Source organism: Streptomyces beihaiensis, from assembly GCF_026274175.1.
GTDB classification, from domain to species: Bacteria; Actinomycetota; Actinomycetes; order Streptomycetales; family Streptomycetaceae; genus Streptomyces; species Streptomyces beihaiensis.
The window spans coordinates 15,289-32,800 of record NZ_JAPHNL010000307.1 but is presented as its reverse complement, the minus strand read 5'-3'; the positions used below and the strand labels follow the sequence as shown (position 1 = coordinate 32,800).

The 17,512-nt window shown below is 69.6% G+C and carries 12 protein-coding genes and 1 pseudogene; 1 reads left to right on the top strand and 12 read right to left on the bottom strand.

The window, feature by feature from the left end; all coding sequences use genetic code 11:
* The 4 genes and pseudogenes from OFY01_RS26910 to OFY01_RS26895 form a co-directional block, all read right to left on the bottom strand.
* The coding region (locus tag OFY01_RS26910) for an ABC transporter ATP-binding protein (protein ID WP_266604147.1) at positions 1-871 on the bottom strand (871 nt) is incomplete at its 3' end.
* Positions 872-956: 85 nt separating this feature from the next.
* Positions 957-2,204 carry a LolA family protein gene (locus tag OFY01_RS26905; protein ID WP_266604145.1) on the bottom strand — a complete coding sequence of 416 codons (1,248 nt, stop codon included), beginning with the start codon at positions 2,202-2,204 and terminating at the stop codon, positions 957-959.
* A 528-nt stretch (positions 2,205-2,732) separates the two neighbouring features.
* Entirely contained in the window at positions 2,733-3,743 is a 1,011-nt protein-coding gene (locus OFY01_RS26900) for a polyprenyl synthetase family protein (protein ID WP_266604143.1), read from the bottom strand.
* A gap of 480 nt (positions 3,744-4,223) precedes the next feature.
* Positions 4,224-5,033, bottom strand: a pseudogene (locus tag OFY01_RS26895) (HAD family hydrolase); the annotation flags it as partial.
* Between the two features lie 672 nt (positions 5,034-5,705).
* Between OFY01_RS26895 and fahA the strand changes: the two are divergent.
* Entirely contained in the window at positions 5,706-6,986 is a 1,281-nt protein-coding gene (fahA, locus tag OFY01_RS26890) for a fumarylacetoacetase (RefSeq protein WP_266604141.1), read from the top strand.
* A 31-nt stretch (positions 6,987-7,017) separates the two neighbouring features.
* On the opposite strand, the gene recQ is transcribed toward fahA, so the two are convergent.
* From recQ to nuoH, 8 genes are all read right to left on the bottom strand, one after another.
* On the bottom strand, positions 7,018-9,060 hold the full coding sequence (gene recQ, locus OFY01_RS26885) for a DNA helicase RecQ (RefSeq protein WP_266604139.1): 2,043 nt from the start codon (positions 9,058-9,060) through the stop codon (positions 7,018-7,020).
* 179 nt (positions 9,061-9,239) lie between these two features.
* Positions 9,240-10,889 (bottom strand): NADH-quinone oxidoreductase subunit NuoN, encoded by a 1,650-nt coding sequence (gene nuoN / locus OFY01_RS26880; RefSeq protein WP_266604137.1) that lies wholly within the window; start codon positions 10,887-10,889, stop codon positions 9,240-9,242.
* Between the two features lie 8 nt (positions 10,890-10,897).
* Positions 10,898-12,472, bottom strand: a complete 1,575-nt coding sequence (locus tag OFY01_RS26875; protein ID WP_266604135.1) for an NADH-quinone oxidoreductase subunit M — start codon at positions 12,470-12,472, stop codon at positions 10,898-10,900.
* Positions 12,473-12,477: 5 nt separating this feature from the next.
* Complete coding sequence (gene nuoL, locus OFY01_RS26870; protein WP_266604133.1) at positions 12,478-14,379, bottom strand: NADH-quinone oxidoreductase subunit L; 1,902 nt, start codon at positions 14,377-14,379, stop codon at positions 12,478-12,480.
* A gap of 15 nt (positions 14,380-14,394) precedes the next feature.
* Positions 14,395-14,694 (bottom strand): NADH-quinone oxidoreductase subunit NuoK, encoded by a 300-nt coding sequence (gene nuoK, locus OFY01_RS26865; protein ID WP_266604131.1) that lies wholly within the window; start codon positions 14,692-14,694, stop codon positions 14,395-14,397.
* Positions 14,691-15,497 (bottom strand): NADH-quinone oxidoreductase subunit J, encoded by an 807-nt coding sequence (locus tag OFY01_RS26860; protein WP_266604130.1) that lies wholly within the window; start codon positions 15,495-15,497, stop codon positions 14,691-14,693. The genes nuoK and OFY01_RS26860 overlap by 4 nt, the downstream gene beginning before the upstream one ends.
* Positions 15,494-16,114, bottom strand: coding sequence for an NADH-quinone oxidoreductase subunit NuoI (gene nuoI, locus OFY01_RS26855; RefSeq protein WP_266604129.1), 621 nt, complete (start codon positions 16,112-16,114; stop codon positions 15,494-15,496). Before nuoI ends, OFY01_RS26860 begins: the two co-directional genes overlap by 4 nt.
* Entirely contained in the window at positions 16,107-17,510 is a 1,404-nt protein-coding gene (gene nuoH / locus OFY01_RS26850; protein ID WP_407700428.1) for an NADH-quinone oxidoreductase subunit NuoH, read from the bottom strand. The genes nuoI and nuoH overlap by 8 nt, the downstream gene beginning before the upstream one ends.
* Positions 17,511-17,512 lie beyond the last annotated feature (2 nt).

Sequence of the window (17,512 nt, the reverse complement as noted above, 5' to 3'; positions counted from 1 at the left end):
GGGCGCCCGCCGACAGTTCGGCGACCGGCCCCTGAGTGATGAGCCGCCCCTGCGCCATCACCGCGACGTGTGTACAGACCTGTTCGATCTCGTCGAGGAGGTGCGAGGAGAGGAAGACCGTGGTGCCGTCGGAGGCCAGTTCACGCACCAGCGTCCTGATCTCGCGCATGCCCTGCGGGTCCAGGCCGTTCGTCGGCTCGTCGAGCACGAGCAGGCGGCGCGGCTGGAGCAGCGCCGCCGCGAGCCCGAGCCGCTGCTTCATGCCCAGCGAGTACGCCTTCGCCTTCTTGCCCGCGGCGGCCGTCAGGCCCACCCGGTCGAGCGCCGCGGCCACCCGGTCCTTACGGGTGCGCGGGTCGGCGTCCGGGTCGGCCGAGTCGTAGCGCAGCAGGTTGTCGCGGCCGGTCAGGAACCCGTACAACGCCGGGCCCTCGATGAGCGCGCCCACGTGAGGGAGGACCGCGCGGCTCGCGCGCGGCATCGGGCGGCCCAGGACGTCGACGGCGCCGGAGGTGGGCTCGATCAGGCCCATCAGCATGCGGATGGTGGTGGTCTTGCCGGACCCGTTCGGGCCCAGGAACCCGAAGACGGCGCCTTCCGGGACGGTGAGGCTGAGCCGGTCGACGGCGAGCTGGCCGCCGCGGTACCGCTTGGTGAGCTCGCGGGTCTCGATGACGGGGCGCGCGCCCGTGGCGGAGCGACCTGCTCCCGCTTCCGCTTCGGCTCCGGCTTCGGTTCCGGTTCCGGTTCTGGTTCCGATTCCGGTTGCGGTTGCGGTTCGGGCCTCAATTTCGCGCCCAGATCCGGCACCCACTTCGCCCCCGGCTCCCACCCCGGCCTCGGCCCCTACGTCCTCGGCGGCGTCGTCCATGGCACTCCCTGCCCCTCATCCACGTACGGCCGCGGGAGGGGCGGTGGCGTGTGCCCCGTCCCTCCCGCGGCGTCTGACGTCCTGGTCAGCCGGCGTCGGCCGCCTTCACCAGCGCGCCCTTGGTGACGGCACCGGCGTAGACCTTCCCGTGGTCGGTGATCAGTACGTTCACGAGCCGCGTCGAGTAGACCGTGCCCGAGCCGAACGAACCCTTCACCTGGTCCCCGAGGGAGTCCAGGAACTTGGCGGCGTCGCCCGGCATCCGGGAGGAGCCCGAGCCCTTCGCCAGGCTCGACATGCCCGGCGCGTCGAACTCGACGACGGAGGTCCAGCCCTTCCCGACGACCTTGGCGCCTTCGCTGCCGCCACTGACGTCGTGGCCGGTCAGACCGCCGAGGCCGCCGAGGCCGCCGGACTCCGGACGGTGCCCCTTCTGCCGCTTCTGTTCCTTCATCTGCTTGTCGCCCTCGGTGACCTTCATGCCCTTCGACGGCTTGAAGTCGAACGTGGACGCGGCCGGCTTACCGAAGTCGACCTTGGTGAAGCCCGCGTCGACCACCGCCGCGCCGCCGCCCGCGGGGGCGAGCGTGAACTTCAGCGGCGTGCCGGTCTTGGCATCCACGTCGACCGTGACCGAGCCGACCGTCGAGCCGGACTGCTTCGGCTTGATCTGCAACCGGTACGCGTCCCGGCCCGCGACCTGCGCCGTGCCGTCGACGCTGTACGACGTCGTGTCGGCGGACGCCTTGAGAATCTGGTCGGTCAGCTCCTTGGGCGTGGCGGGCATCTCGCTCGCGCGGCCCGCGTGCTTCTCCCGGGTCTCCGTGTCCTTCGAGTGGAACGCCTGGTTCGACTTGCTGTCGTAGGCCCATACGTCGTCACCGTTGTGGATCACGCTGTACTCGGACGTGTCGTCCAGGATCGACAGCTTCTGCCGGTCGGGGCCGTCCGCCGCGACCCGCAGCGTGTGCGTGCCGGTGGCCAGCTCGGTCAGCTTGGTACGCGGGTCCGCGGAACCGCCGCCGCCGTCACCACCTCGGCCACCGCCGCCCCCGCCCATGAAGGTGGCGGCCGAGCCGCCGAGCGACGGCAGCCCCAGGTCCGTGCTGATCTTCACGGTGCCGGAGATCTGCTGGGTGTCCGACTTCGCGATCTTCTCGATGAGTTGCTGTGCGGTGATCTTCGGCAGGTTCGGATCGCCCGATGCGGCGAGTGCCGGGACGAGCCCGATCGTCGCCGCGGCCACCCCCACCACGGCCACGGGGACCGCGTACCGGGCCGCCTTGCGGCGCCGCCCGGTGCTCTGGCTGTCGTCGGATTCGTACGGTGCCATCTTGTTGCCCTACCTCCGTGATCGGCGGCGGCTTACCATCCTGCGCGCACGTTCACTGCGCTCCACCCCAGGCCGCCATTCTCACCCGAATTGGTCAGGAGTGGTGTACTCAATCTGACCAAAGCGGCGAGGGAGAAGCGTCAGACCGCGGGCTCAACTCCGCGTACGACTACGGGATGACGGAACCCTGACGCGCGTACCTCGACGCGACCAGGGGCTGTCCGGCGGAGCAGGCCGGACTCTGTCGACCGTGCCGATCGGTGCGGGCAAGCCCGGCCTGGCGCGTCGGGCAGCAAGGCGGAGGAGGCCGTCGACGCGAAGGGGTACCGCCCCGCCGAGCCGGACGGAGCTCGATTCGAGGCCGGAGGTTCGGCAACCACCCAACGCCGCAGGTCGGCGTGGCAGACCCCGCGCCCCCGACAAGATCCACCGATTCACCGACCCACCGACCCACCAATCCGCCGATCCATCAATCCGGTGATCCGCCGGTCCATCAATCCGCCGATCCGCCGATCCGCCTGACAGCCCCTAGCCGGCGCGGTGCACGACCGCGTCGCACAGCTCCACGAGCGCGCGCTTCGCCTCGCACTCCGGGAGCGGGCTCAGCGTGGCCCGCGCCTCGTTGGCGTAGCGGACGGTGTCGTGGCGGGCCTGTTCGAGAGCCGGGTGGACGCGCAGCCGGGACAGGGCCTCGGCGTGCCGGGCGTCGTCGGTGAGATCGGAGTCGAGGAGCTCGACCAGGGCCTTGTCCTCGTCGAGCCCGAGCCGCTCGGCGCGCTCACGCAGCCGCAGGACGGGCAGCGTGGGGACGCCCTCGCGCAGGTCGGTGCCGGGGGTCTTGCCGGACTCGTGCGAGTCGGAGGCGATGTCGAGCACGTCGTCGGCGAGCTGGAAGGCGACGCCGAGCCGCTCGCCGTACTGGGTGAGGACGTCGACGACCGTCTCGTCCGCGCCGGACATCATCGCGCCGAAACGACACGCCACGGCGATCAGCGAGCCGGTCTTGCCGCCGAGCACGTCGAGGTAGTGCTCGACGGGGTCCCGCCCGTCGGTGGGACCCGCGGTCTCCAGGATCTGGCCGGTGACGAGGCGCTCGAACGCCTCCGCCTGGATCCGGACCGCGTCCGGGCCGAGGTCGGCGAGGATGTGCGAGGCACGGGCGAACAGGAAGTCGCCGGTCAGGACGGCCAGCGAGTTGCCCCACCGCTGGTTGGCGCTGGCCACACCGCGCCGTACGTCGGCCTCGTCCATGACGTCGTCGTGGTAGAGCGTCGCGAGGTGGGTGAGCTCGACGACGACGGCGGAGGGCACCACACCCGGCGCGTACGGGTCACCGAACTGCGCGGCGAGGGTCACCAGCAGTGGCCGAAAACGTTTGCCGCCGGCCCGGACCAGATGCTGGGCGGCCTCCGTGATGAAGGGGACCTCGCTCTTGGTCGCCTCGAGCAGCCCCTCCTCGACGGCGGCCAACCCGGCCTGGACATCGGCTTCCAGAGCCTGGTCCCGCACGCTAAGACCGAAAGTCCCGACGACGGTCACGAGTGGGTCTCCTGTCTGCTGACGATCACATGGCGAACTCGGTCGATCATTCGGTCGATGACACGGTTTGTCGATGTGTCGCTGCCATCACTCAAGTCAGCGTATCCGGTCGCGTTTCGATCACAGGCGGCGCCCGCCCGGACAAGCCGGATCAGCAGGCACAGACCTCGCGGGCACACCCCCAGTCATCGAATATGCCCGGCAATGTCCACCTTATCCGCAGTCTTGCCGGGCCTCATCGCCAGACCTCGCCCAGCAGGCGAGGGGAGCCACTGGTCAAGACCGGATGTCAATCTTCGGGCAGGCGCCGCGGGGGTGGCGGTCCATGCCGGGGCGATCGATGTCGGAGCGGTCGACGACGTCAGGGCGGCCGGTGTCGGGGCGATCGACGTCGGAGCGATCGACCTCGGGGCGGTCGAGACCATCGACAGGGCCGGGACGGCCGGGGCCGCCGGGACGGACGTGGCCATCGGGGCAAGAGCCGAACAGCCGCTCCAGGGCGATGGCGACCCCGTCGTCCTCGTTCGACGCGGTCACCTCGTCGGCCACTCGCTTCAGCTCGTCGTGAGCGTTGGCCATGGCCACACCGCGCCCGGCCCACGCGAACATCGGCACATCGTTCGGCATGTCCCCGAAGGCCAGGGTCCGGGCGGGCCCGACGCCGAGCCGCTCCGCCGCGAGACCCAGGCCGGTGGCCTTGGTGACACCGGTCGGCTGCAGTTCCACAGTGCCCGGCCCTGACATGGTGACCGTGGCCAGCGAGCCGACCGCCGCACGGGCCGCCTGAGCCAGTTCGTCGTCCGACAACTCGGGGTGGCGCAGCAGCACCTTGCTGATGGGCTGCGCCCACAGTTCGGCCCGGCGGCGGACGCGGACCGCGGGAAGTGTGGGGTGCGGCATGAGGTAGCCGGGCTCGATGAGCGTGAGGCCGTCCACACCGTCCTGGTCGACGGCCGCGTACACCTGCCCGACCTCCGCCTCGATCTTGCCGAGCGCCTGCTCCGCCATTTCCAGGTCGAGCGTGAGCGACCACAGCAACCGGTCCGCCACGGCGTCGTACAGCTGCGCCCCCTGCGCGCATACGGCGAGGCGGCCCCCGCTGCCGAGATCGTCGAGGAGCGGTTTCACGCGCGGCGCGGGCCGTCCTGTCACCACGATGTGCCGGGCTCCGGCAGCCGCGGCCGCCGCGAGGGCGTCCCGGGTGCGGTCCGACACGGTGTCGTCGCCACGCAGCAGTGTTCCGTCCAGGTCAGTGGCGATGAGTGCATATGCGGGAGCGGGAGCGGCCATGATCCGAAGAATACGGACCGGAACCCCTGCTGCCCCGTCGACTACCGGTCGTGTGAGGGGGATGTGGTAGAGCGCACCGGACGGTGCGGCGCGGGCCCCGCAGGCCGCCGGTGCCAGTGGCCTATGCGCTGAGCCCTGTCTCGCCCGGCGCGGGGCGCACGCACGCCCCGCCGCGAACCGGTACCGCCTGTACGGGTGACATGGATGTACGGGCGCACCTGCGCGCCGCCATGAGCAGCCCCAAACAGCCACTCGCGGCACGAGCGGCACGAGCGGTCACCGCTCAACGGCGCTCTTCGGTGATGAACTACTCGACCGCCTCCCCGCCCCTCACCCCCGCCCCGCACCCCTCACCCCTCACCCCTCACCCTCCACCGAACTTCACGACACCGCAGGGCGCTTCCCCGCCCCGCCCTGTTCCACCGCCACCCCCACACCACGCACACCCACGCACCAGCGTGCACGCCCACGCCCACGCCCACGCCCACGCCCACGCCCACGCCCACGCCCACGAACCGGATATCAACGCCAAGCCGGAATTACCCGACCCAGCAAGCATCTTCCAGACATTACGAACTCTTTTGGCACTGCCCTAACCCCCGACTCCCACGTAACGTGTGGCCCACCCGCGCAGGGCCACACGCACCACCATCAGTGAGGAAGGCAGCAGACATGGCCGACACGGCAGCCATGGCAGACGCGTCCGGGCAGACCTCGCCCGACCCGCTCAACCTCCCCGAGGGCGACCCCTTCGGTCCGCACAACCTCCCCTACGGCGTCTTCTCCCCGAACCCGGACGGCGAACGCCGTGTCGGTGTACGCCTCGGCGACCACGTCCTGGACGCGGGTGCGGCAGCCGCCGCGCTCGGCTCCCCGTACACCTCCCTGCTCGCCCGGCCCACGCTCAACACCCTGATGGCGGCGGGCCGTACGACCTGGTCGGACGTGCGCCGCGCTCTGACCGCCTGGGTGACGGTCCCGGCCCACCGCGACGCCGTACGGCCCTTCCTGCACCCCCTGTCCTCGGTCACACTGGATCTGCCGTTCGAGGTCGCGGACTACGTCGACTTCTACGCGTCCGAGAACCACGCCACGAACCTCGGCCGCCTCTTCCGCCCGAACGAGGAACCGCTCAAGCCCAACTGGAAGCACCTGCCCGTCGGTTACCACGGACGCTCCGGAACGGTCGTGGTCTCCGGAACGGACGTGGTCCGCCCGTCCGGCCAGCGCAAGGGCCCGAACGACCCGGCCCCCGTCTTCGGCCCCTCCGTCCGCCTCGACATCGAGACGGAGGTCGGCTACGTGGTCGGCGCCCCCTCCTCGCAGGGCACCTCGGTCCCCCTCTCCTCCTACCGCGACCACGTCTTCGGTCTCTGCCTGCTCAACGACTGGTCGGCGCGCGACATCCAGGCGTGGGAGACCGTGCCGCTCGGCCCCCACCTCGGAAAGTCCTTCGCGACATCCGTCTCGGCGTGGATCACCCCCCTCGACGCCCTCGACGCGGCCCGCGTGCCCGCGCCGGAGCGAACCGTGCCCCTGCTCCCCTACCTGGACGACTCGGCCGAGGCCACCGACGCCACGGCGGCCACCGAATCCTGCGGTTACGACCTCCGCATCACCGTGGCCCTCAACGGCCACGTCATCTCCGAACCCCCTTATTCCGGCATGTACTGGACCGGCGCCCAGATGCTGGCCCACATGACGGTCAACGGCGCCTCCCTGCGCACCGGCGACCTTTACGGCTCCGGCACCATCAGCGGAACCGAGGACAACCAGCGCGGCTCCCTCATCGAGATCACCTGGAACGGCCGTGACCCGCTCGAACTCCCCGACGGCAAGCGGGCGTTCCTGGAGGACGGCGACGAAGTCACCATGACCGCCTGGGCACCCGGCCCGGAAGGCACCCGCGTCGGCCTGGGCGAGGTCAGGGGCAGGATCGTCCCGGCCCGCTAGAGCCGCGCCGCCCGCCGGCCGACAGTCGTCATCACCAATCGATCTCCTCCGGTTCCGGTTCCGGTTCCGCTTCGCCACCGGCCCACAGGTCCGGTCCGGACGCGCCAGCACCCGCACCCGCGTCCGGGCCGGAGTCGGCACCGGCCCCCGAGCCGGCGTGGGCGTCGGCTCGGGGGTCCGCACCGGCGTCGGCGCCGTCCAGCTCGGCCAGTACTGCGAGCACCCCCTCGCCCCACGTGGCCAGCTTCTTCTCGCCGACACCGCCGACCGTGCCCAGCTGTGCGATCGACGTGGGCCGCTGTAGCGCGATCTCCCTGAGCGTGGCGTCGTGGAAGATGACGTACGCCGGAACCCCGTTCTCCTTCGCCTGCGCGCCGCGCCATGCCCGCAGCGCCTCGAAGACGGGCACCAGCTCCGGCGGCAGCTCCGCCGCCACGGTCTTGGCCTTGCGCTCTCCGCGCGCCGCCCGGGCGACGGCAGGCTTCGGCGCCTCCTTCCGGAGCCTGACCTCACGCTGCCGGCCGAGCACGGCGGCGCTCTCGTCCGTGAGCACCAGCGTCCCGTACTCGCCCTCCACGGCCATCAGCCCCTGGGCCAGCAGCTGCCGCGCCACACCTCTCCATTCGGCCTCGGACAGTTCCTCCCCGATACCGAAGACGGAGAGCTGGTCGTGGTCGAACTGGATCACCTTCGCCGTGCGCCGCCCCAGCAGGATGTCGATGATCTGGCCCGCGCCGAACTTCTGTCCACGCTCCCGCTTCAGCCGCACCACCGTGGAGAGCAGCTTCTGTGCCACAACGGTGCCGTCCCAGGTCTCCGGCGGGGTCAGGCAGGTGTCGCAGTTCCCGCAGTTCGCCGCCTGCGGTTCCTGCCCGAAGTACGTCAGGAGCTGGGCGCGGCGGCACTGGGCCGTCTCGCACAGCGCGAGCATCGCGTCGAGGTGGGAGGCGGCACGGCGCCGGAAGGCTCCGTCCCCCTCCCCCGAGTTGATCAGCTTGCGCTGCTGCACGACGTCCTGCAGCCCGTACGCCATCCACGCCGTGGACGCGAGGCCGTCACGCCCGGCCCGGCCGGTCTCCTGGTAGTAGCCCTCGACGGACTTCGGAAGATCCAGATGGGCGACGAACCGGACATCCGGCTTGTCGATGCCCATGCCGAACGCGATGGTCGCGCAGACGACGAGGCCGTCCTCGCGCAGGAACCGCGCCTGGTGGGCCGAGCGCGTGCCGGCGTCCAGTCCCGCGTGGTACGGCACCGCGTCGATCCCGTTGCGACAGAGGAACTCGGCCGTGGCCTCGACCGACTTGCGCGACAGGCAGTACACGATGCCCGCGTCGCCCTCGTGCTCCTGCTTGAGGAAGGCCAGAAGCTGCTTCTTCGGGTCGGCCTTGGGCACGATGCGGTACTGGATGTTGGGCCGGTCGAAGCTGGCCACGAAGTGCTTGGCGTCCGGCATGCCCAGGCGCTGGGTGATCTCCTGGTGCGTGGCGTGCGTCGCCGTCGCGGTGAGCGCGATACGCGGCACGTCGGGCCAGCGCTGCCCGAGAACCGACAGGGCCAGGTAGTCCGGCCGGAAGTCGTGCCCCCACTGCGCCACACAGTGCGCCTCGTCGATCGCGAAGACGGAGATCTTGCCGCGCGAGAGCAGATCGAGCGTCGTGTCGAGGCGCAGCCGCTCAGGTGCCAGATACAGCACGTCCAGCTCGCCCGCGAGGAACTCGGCCTCGACCGTGCGCCGCTCGTCGAAGTCCTGCGTCGAGTTCACGAAACCAGCGCGCACCCCGAGCGCCCGCAGCGCGTCGACCTGGTCCTGCATCAGTGCGATCAGAGGGGAGACGACGACACCCGTACCGGGTCTGACCAGCGCCGGGATCTGGTAGCACAGCGACTTGCCGCCGCCGGTCGGCATCAGGACGACGGCGTCCCCGCCCGCCACCACGTGCTCGATGACCGCTTCCTGCTCTCCGCGGAAGTCCTCGTACCCGAAGACGCGGCGCAGCGTGGCCAGCACCTCGCTGTCGCTGCCCGCGCTTGCGGTGCCCGCGACGGCCTCGCGCTCCGTCACCTCGCTCATACCCTCAGTCCCATTCGTCGTCCGTCCCCCCGTGCGCCGTTCCTCGACGTCTCCTGTAACGATAGGCGTCCGCGCCGACAGCCCGGGAAGTTATCCACAGGCCGACGGCGAGCAGCGGACAGGGCGGCCCGGCCCCCGTGCGGGGACCGGGCCGCCCTGTCTCTGTGAGTCGCGTCCACTCAGCGCACGAAGACCCCGGCCTGGCTCGCCAGGTTCAGGAAGTACTGCGGCGCGAGGCCGAGCACGACGGTCACCGCCACGCCCACCGCGATCGTCGTCATGGTCAGCGGCGACGGCACCGCGACGGTCGGGCCGTCGGCCTTCGGCTCGCTGAAGAACATGAGCACGATCACCCGGATGTAGAAGAACGCCGCGACCGCGGATGAGACGACACCGACGACGACGAGCGGGCCCGCGCCGCCTGCGGCCGCCGCCTTGAACACGGCGAACTTCCCGGCGAACCCGGAGGTGAGCGGAATGCCCGCGAAGGCCAGCAGGAACACCGCGAAGACCGCCGCCACCAGCGGGGAGCGGCGCCCCAGGCCCGCCCACTTCGACAGGTGCGTCGCCTCGCCGCCGGCGTCGCGCACCAGCGTCACCACGGCGAACGCGCCGATCGTCACGAACGAGTACGCCACCAGGTAGAACAGGACGGACGAGACACCGTCCGGCGTCATGGCGATGACACCGGCCAGGATGAAGCCCGCGTGCGCGATCGACGAGTACGCGAGCAGCCGCTTGATGTCGGTCTGCGTGATCGCGACGACGGCGCCGCCGAGCATCGTGACGATGGCCACGGCCCACATGACCGGCCGCCAGTCCCAGCGCATGCCCGGCACGACGACGTACAGCAGCCGCAGCAGCGCGCCGAACGCGGCGACCTTGGTGCCCGCCGCCATGAAGCCCGTGACGGGCGTCGGGGCGCCCTGGTAGACGTCCGGCGTCCACATGTGGAAGGGAACGGCACCGACCTTGAACAGCAGGCCCATGCCGACCAGCGCCATGCCGATCAGCAGCAGCGCGTCATTGCCCATGGTGTCGGCGAGGGCCGGGTCGACGTTGGTGATCGAGCCGTCGACGACGCTCGCGATGGTGGCGTACGAGACCGAGCCCGCGTAGCCGTACAGCAGGGCGATACCGAACAGGGTGAACGCCGAGGCGAAGGCGCCGAGCAGGAAGTACTTGACCGCGGCCTCCTGCGACATGAGCCGCTTGCGGCGCGCAAGGGCGCACAGCAGGTACAGCGGCAGCGAGAAGACCTCCAGGGCGATGAAGAGCGTCAGCAGGTCGTTGGCCGAGGGGAAGACCAGCATGCCGCCGATGGCGAAGAGGGCCAGCGGGAACACCTCGGTGGTGGTGAACCCGGCCTTTATGGCCGCCTTCTCCGTGTCACCGCCGGGTACGGCGGAGGCCTGTGCGGCGAACGAGTCGACGCGGTTGCCGTGCGCCTCGGGATCGAGTCGCCGCTCCGCGAACATGAAGATCGACACGAGGCCCGCGAGCAGGATCGTCCCCTGGAGGAAGAGCGCCGGGCCGTCGACGGCGATCGCGCCCATCGCCGCGATGTGGGCCTTCGTCGTGCCGTATCCGCCGGCCGCGAGCCCGACGACCGCCGCGAAGGCCGCCGCGAGGGCCACGACCGCCAGGAACGCCTGCACGTAGTAGCGCGACTTGCGCGGCACGAAGGCCTCGACCAGGACTCCCAGGACGGCGGCACCGATGACGATCAAGGTCGGGGACAACTGCCCGTATTCGATCTTCGGTGCGTTGATCTTGGAGATCGGGTCGGCGGCGGTTGTCCACAGACTGTGGACGGCTGGAGCACTCACCAGTGAGCTCATTTGTGAGCCGCCTCCACTTCCGGCTTCGGGTCCTTCTTGTGTACGTCGGACAGGGTGTGCTGGACGGCCGGGTTCACCATGTCGGTGAGCGGCTTCGGGTAGACGCCCAGGAAGATCAGCACGCCGATCAGCGGGACCACGACCGCCAGTTCACGCACCCGCAGGTCGGCGATGCCCTCGGTGGACGGCTTCACCGGGCCCGTCATGGTGCGCTGGTAGAGGACCAGCGTGTAGAGCGCGGCGAGCACGATGCCGATGGTCGCGATGATCCCGATGACCGGGTAGCGCGTGAACGTGCCGACCAGGACGAGGAATTCACTGACGAACGGCGCGAGACCAGGCAGCGAGAGGGTGGCGAGACCGCCGATCAGGAAGGTCCCGGCGAGCACCGGGGCCACCTTCTGCACGCCCCCGTAGTCCGCGATGAGGCGCGAGCCGCGCCGCGAGATGAGGAAGCCGGCGACGAGCATCAGCGCGGCCGTGGAGATACCGTGGTTGACCATGTAGAGCGTCGCGCCGGACTGGCCCTGGCTGGTCATCGCGAAGATGCCCATGATGATGAAGCCGAAGTGCGAGATCGACGCGTACGCCACCAGGCGCTTGATGTCGCGCTGGCCGACCGCCAGCAGCGCCCCGTAGACGATGCTGATCAGGGCGAGGACCAGGATCGCGGGTGTCGCCCACTTGCTCGCGTTCGGGAAGAGCTGGAGGCAGAAGCGGAGCATCGCGAAGGTGCCGACCTTGTCGACCACCGCGGTGATCAGCACGGCGACCGGGGCCGTGGCCTCGCCCATCGCGTTCGGCAGCCAGGTGTGCAGCGGCCACAGCGGAGCCTTGACGGCGAAGGCGAAGAAGAAGCCCAGGAAGAGCAACCGCTCGGTGCTGGTCGCCATGTGCAGCGAGCCGTTCGCGCGCGCGGCCACGATCTCCTGGAGCGAGAAGTTGCCCGCCACCACGTAGAGGCCGATGACGGCCGCCAGCATGATGAGACCGCCGACCAGGTTGTAGAGGAGGAACTTGACGGCCGCGTACGAGCGTTGAGTGGCGGCCTCCTTCTCGCCGTGCGGCCCCGCGCGGTCACCGAAGCCACCGATGAGGAAGTACATCGGGATCAGCATGGCTTCGAAGAAGATGTAGAAGACGAAGACGTCGGTGGCCTCGAAGGAGACGATCACCATCGCCTCGACGGCGAGGATCAGGGCGAAGAAGCCCTGCGTCGGCCGCCACCTGCTGCTTCCGGTCTCCTGCGGGTCGGCGTCGTGCCAGCCGGCGAGGATCACGAACGGCATGAGCAGCGCGGTCAGCGCGATCAGCGCCACTCCGATGCCGTCCACACCCAGCTCGTAGCGGACACCGAAGTCCGTGATCCACGCGTGTGATTCGGTGAGTTGGAACTGGTTGCCACCCGGGTCGAAGCGAGCCGCGATCACCGCCGCGAACACCAGCGTCCCGAGCGAGAACAGCAGCGCGAGCCACTTGGCCGCGGTGCGCTGTTTCGCCGGCACGGCGGCCGTGGCGATCGCCCCCACGGCCGGGAGCGCCGCCGTCGCTGTCAGCAGAGGAAAGGACATCGGTATCAGACCGCCCTCATCAGCAGGGTCGCGGCGATGATGACCGCCGCACCGCCGAACATCGAGACGGCGTACGAGCGCACGTAGCCGTTCTGGAGTTTGCGCAGGCGGCCGGAGAGTCCGCCGACCGAGGCCGCCGTCCCGTTGACCACCCCGTCGACCAGGGTGTGGTCGACGTAGACCAGGGAGCGCGTCAGGTGTTCGCCGCCGCGCACCAGGACGACGTGGTTGAAGTCGTCCTGCAGCAGGTCACGCCGTGCCGCGCGGGTGAGCAGCGAACCGCGCGGGGCGAGGGCCGGAACGTCCCGGCGCCCGTACATCACCCAGGCGACGCCCATGCCGATCAGCATGCACGCCACGGTGGCGCCGGTGATGGCGCCCGTGCTGATCGGCGAGTGGCCCTCCGTGTGGCCGGTGACCGGCTCGAGCCACTTCAGGAAGCGGTCGCCCAGGGAGAAGATGCCGCCCGCGAAGACCGAGCCGACGGCGAGCACGAGCATCGGGATCGTCATCGACGAGGGCGCCTCGTGCGGGTGCGGCTCGTTGCCCTGCTCGTCCGGCACCCAGCGCTTCTCGCCGAAGAACGTCATGAGCATGATGCGGGTCATGTAGAACGCGGTGACCGCCGCGCCGACCACGGCCGTGATGCCGAGGATCCAGCCCTCGGTGCCGCCCTTGGCGAACGCCGCCTCGATGATCTTGTCCTTGGAGAAGAAGCCGGACAGGCCGGGGAAGCCGATGATGGCGAGATAGGCGAGAGTGAACGTCGCGAACGTGATCGGCATGTACTTGCGCAGCGCCCCGTACCTGCGCATGTCGACCTCGTCGTTCATGCCGTGCATGACCGAGCCGGCGCCGAGGAAGAGCCCGGCCTTGAAGAAGCCGTGCGTCACCAGGTGCATGATCGCGAAGACGTATCCGACGGGGCCCAGGCCCGCGGCGAGGACCATGTAGCCGATCTGCGACATGGTCGAACCGGCCAGCGCCTTCTTGATGTCGTCCTTGGCGCAACCGACGATCGCACCGAACATCAGCGTGACCGCGCCGACGACGGCGGTGGCCAGCTGGGCGTCCGGCGCCCCGTTGAAGATGACGCCGGAACGGACGATCAGGTAGACGCCCGCGGTCACCATGGTCGCGGCGTGGATGAGGGCCGAGACCGGCGTCGGGCCCTCCATCGCGTCCCCGAGCCAGGACTGCAGCGGCACCTGGGCGGACTTGCCGCAGGCGGCCAGGAGCAGCGTCAGGCCGATGGCGGTGAGCTTGCCCTGGCTGGTGTCGCCGACGCTGTCGAAGACCGGCTTGAAGGCGAACGTCCCGAACGTCGAGAACATGATCATGATCGCGATCGAAAGACCCATGTCGCCGACGCGGTTGACCAGGAACGCCTTCTTCGCGGCGGTGGCCGCGCTGGGCTTGTGCTGCCAGAAGCCGATCAGCAGGTACGAGGCGAGGCCCACGCCCTCCCAGCCGACGTACAGGAGCAGGTAGTTGTCGGCGAGGACCAGCAGGAGCATCGCCGCGAGGAACAGGTTCAGGTAGCCGAAGAAACGGCGGCGGCGCTCGTCGTGCTCCATGTACCCGATCGAGTACATGTGGATCAGCGTGCCCACGCCGGTGATCAGCAGCACGAACGTCATCGACAGCTGGTCCAGCTGGAAGGAGACGTCCGCCTGGAATCCCTCGACCGGGACCCAGCTGAACAGGTGCTGCGTGAGCGTACGGTCGTGGGGGCTCTTGCCGACCAGGTCGGAGAAGAGGACGACGGCGATGACGAAGGAGACGGCCGCGAGCAGCGTGCCGAGCAGATGGCCCACCCGGTCCAACGCCCGCCCGCCGCAGAGCAGTACGGCCGCTCCGAGCAGGGGCGCCGCCACCAGCAGCGCGATCAGATTCTCTGTGTTCATCGGTGCAGCGGCCCCTTACAGCTTCATCAGGCTGGCGTCGTCGACCGAGGCCGAGTGGCGGGTACGGAACAGCGACACGATGATCGCGAGCCCGACCACGACCTCCGCGGCGGCGACGACCATCGTGAAGAAGGCGATGATCTGGCCGTCGAGATTGCCGTGCATCCGGGAGAACGCGACGAACGTGAGGTTGCACGCGTTCAGCATCAGTTCGATGCACATGAACACGATGATCGCGTTGCGCCTGATGAGCACGCCGATCGCGCCGATCGTGAACAACAGGGCGGCGAGATACAGGTAGTTGACAGGGTTCACTTCGACGCCTCCTCGGGCCTGTCAAGGCGCTCCGCGGAGCGCTGCTCCAGGGCCTTCAGGTCGTTCAGCGCCTTGCTGGACACGTCACGGATCTGGCCGCGCGCGCGGAGCGTCTTGTTGACCGTGAGCTCCGACGGGGTGCCGTCGGGCAGCAGGCCCGCGACGTCCACCGCGTTGTGCCGGGCGTAGACGCCGGGGGCGGGCAGCGGCGGCACGTGCTTGCCCTCGCGCACGCGCTGCTCGGACAGCTCGCGCTGGGTCCTGGGCCGCTCGGTGCGCTCCCGGTGGGTGAGCACCATGGCGCCGACGGCCGCGGTGATCAGCAGGGCGCCGGTGATCTCGAAGGCGAAGACGTACTTGGTGAAGATGAGGGCCGCCAGGCCCTGCACGTTCCCCTGCGCGTTCGCGTCGGAGAGCCCGTCGAACTGCTTCAGTGAGGCGTTCGCGATCCCGGCGAGCAGCAGGACGCCGAAGCCGACCCCGCACAGGGCCGCCAGCCAGCGCTGCCCCTTGATGGTCTCCTTCAGGGAGTCCGCGGCGGTGACACCGACCAGCATGACCACGAAGAGGAACAGCATCATGATCGCGCCCGTGTAGACGATGATCTGCACGATGCCCAGGAAGTACGCCCCGTTGGCCAGGTAGAACACCGCGAGGACGATCATGGTTCCGGCCAGGCACAGGGCGCTGTGCACGGCCCGCCTCATCAGGATCGTGCCCAGGGCGCCGAGCACGGCGACCGTGCCGAGGACCCAGAACTGGAAGGCCTCGCCGGTGGAGGTGGAGTACGCGGCGAGCGTCATGCGTCCGCCCCCTCGGGTTCGGCCGGCCCGGCGGGCTGTTCGCCCTTGGAGACGGCGACCTGCCGCTCGGTGCCGGGCGCGGCCTCGGTGACCAGGCCCCGGTAGTAGTCCTGCTCGTCGGTGCCCGGGTAGATCGCGTGCGGCGTGTCGACCATGCCCTCTTCGAGCCCGGCGAGCAGCTGCTCCTTGGTGAAGATGAGATCGGCGCGGGTGCTGTCGGCCAGCTCGAACTCGTTGGTCATCGTCAACGCGCGCGTGGGGCACGCCTCGATGCACAGTCCGCACAGGATGCAGCGGGCGTAGTTGATCTGGTACACCCGCCCGTAGCGCTCGCCCGGGGAGTAGCGCTCCTCGTCGGTGTTGTCCGCGCCCTCCACGTAGATCGCGTCCGCCGGGCAGGCCCATGCGCACAGTTCGCAGCCGACGCACTTCTCCAGGCCGTCCGGATGGCGGTTGAGCTGGTGCCTGCCGTGGAAGCGGGGAGCGGTGGTCTTGTGCTCCTCCGGGTACTGCTCCGTCAGCCGCTTCTTGAACATGGCCTTGAAGGTCACGCCGAAGCCGGCGACGGGGTTCATGAACCCGGGCTCGGTGTCCATGCCGTTCGTCTCGTCAGCCATCGGACGCCTCCTTTCCGTCACGAGATCCACCCGGCGATTCGTCACTGTGAGTATCGGGCCCGCCACTGACAATCAGCTCTCCCTCGTGGCGGGGGCGCCTGCGCGGCACGGGCGGCAGGGTCTGTCCCGGCAGCGGGGGCACGGGGAATCCGCCCGCCATCGGGTCGAACGCGGCGGGCTTCTCGGCAACCTCGTCCGCGGCCTCCCGCCTGCCCGCCCGGTCACGGAGGATGTCGACGACGAACGACAGCAGCAAGAGCGCGAGGACGGCGCCGCCGACGTACAGGGCGATGGAGGCGAAGTCGTAGTTCTCGTTGCGCAGCGCGCGCACCGTCGCCACCAGCATCAGCCACACCACGGAGACCGGGATGAGGACCTTCCAGCCGAGCTTCATCAGCTGGTCGTAGCGGACGCGGGGCAGCGTGCCGCGCAGCCAGATGAAGAAGAACAGCAGCAACTGGACCTTGATGACGAACCAGAGCAGCGGCCACCAGCCGTGGTTGGCGCCCTCCCAGAACGTGGAGATCGGCCACGGGGCCCGCCAGCCGCCCAGGAACAGCGTGGTCGACACGGCCGAGACCGTCACCATGTTCACGTACTCGGCGAGCATGAACATCGCGAACTTGATGGACGAGTACTCGGTGTTGAAGCCGCCGACCAGGTCGCCCTCGGACTCGGGCATGTCGAACGGCGCGCGGTTGGTCTCGCCGACCATCGTCACGATGTACAGCAGGAACGAGACCGGCAGCAGCAGGATGTACCAGCGGTCGTGCTGCTGGGCGACGATCTCCGACGTCGACATCGAGCCCGAGTACAGGAACACCGAGGCGAACGCGGCACCCATCGCGATCTCGTACGAGATCATCTGCGCGGCGGACCGCAGCCCGCCCAGGAGCGGGTACGTCGACCCGGAGGACCAGCCCGCGAGGACGATGCCGTAGATGCCGACCGAGGCGACCGCGAGGATGTAGAGCATCGCGATCGGCAGGTCGGTGAGCTGCATCGTCGTACGGTGGCCGAAGATCGAGATCTCGTTGTCGGACGGCCCGAACGGGATGACCGCGATCGCCATGAAGGCGGGGATCGCGGCGACGATCGGCGCGAGGACGTAGACGGCCTTGTCCGCCCGTTTGACGATCACGTCTTCCTTGAGCATCAGCTTCACGCCGTCGGCGAGCGACTGGAGCATGCCCCAGGGGCCGTGCCGGTTGGGCCCGATGCGCAACTGCATCCAGGCGACGACCTTGCGCTCCCACACGATGGAGAACAGCACCGTCACCATGAGGAAGGCGAAGCAGAAGACCGCCTTGACGACCACCAGCCACCAGGGGTCGCGGCCGAAGACCGACATGTTCTCGGCGGCGAGCGGGCCCAGCGCCGCCGGGCTCAGCGCCATGG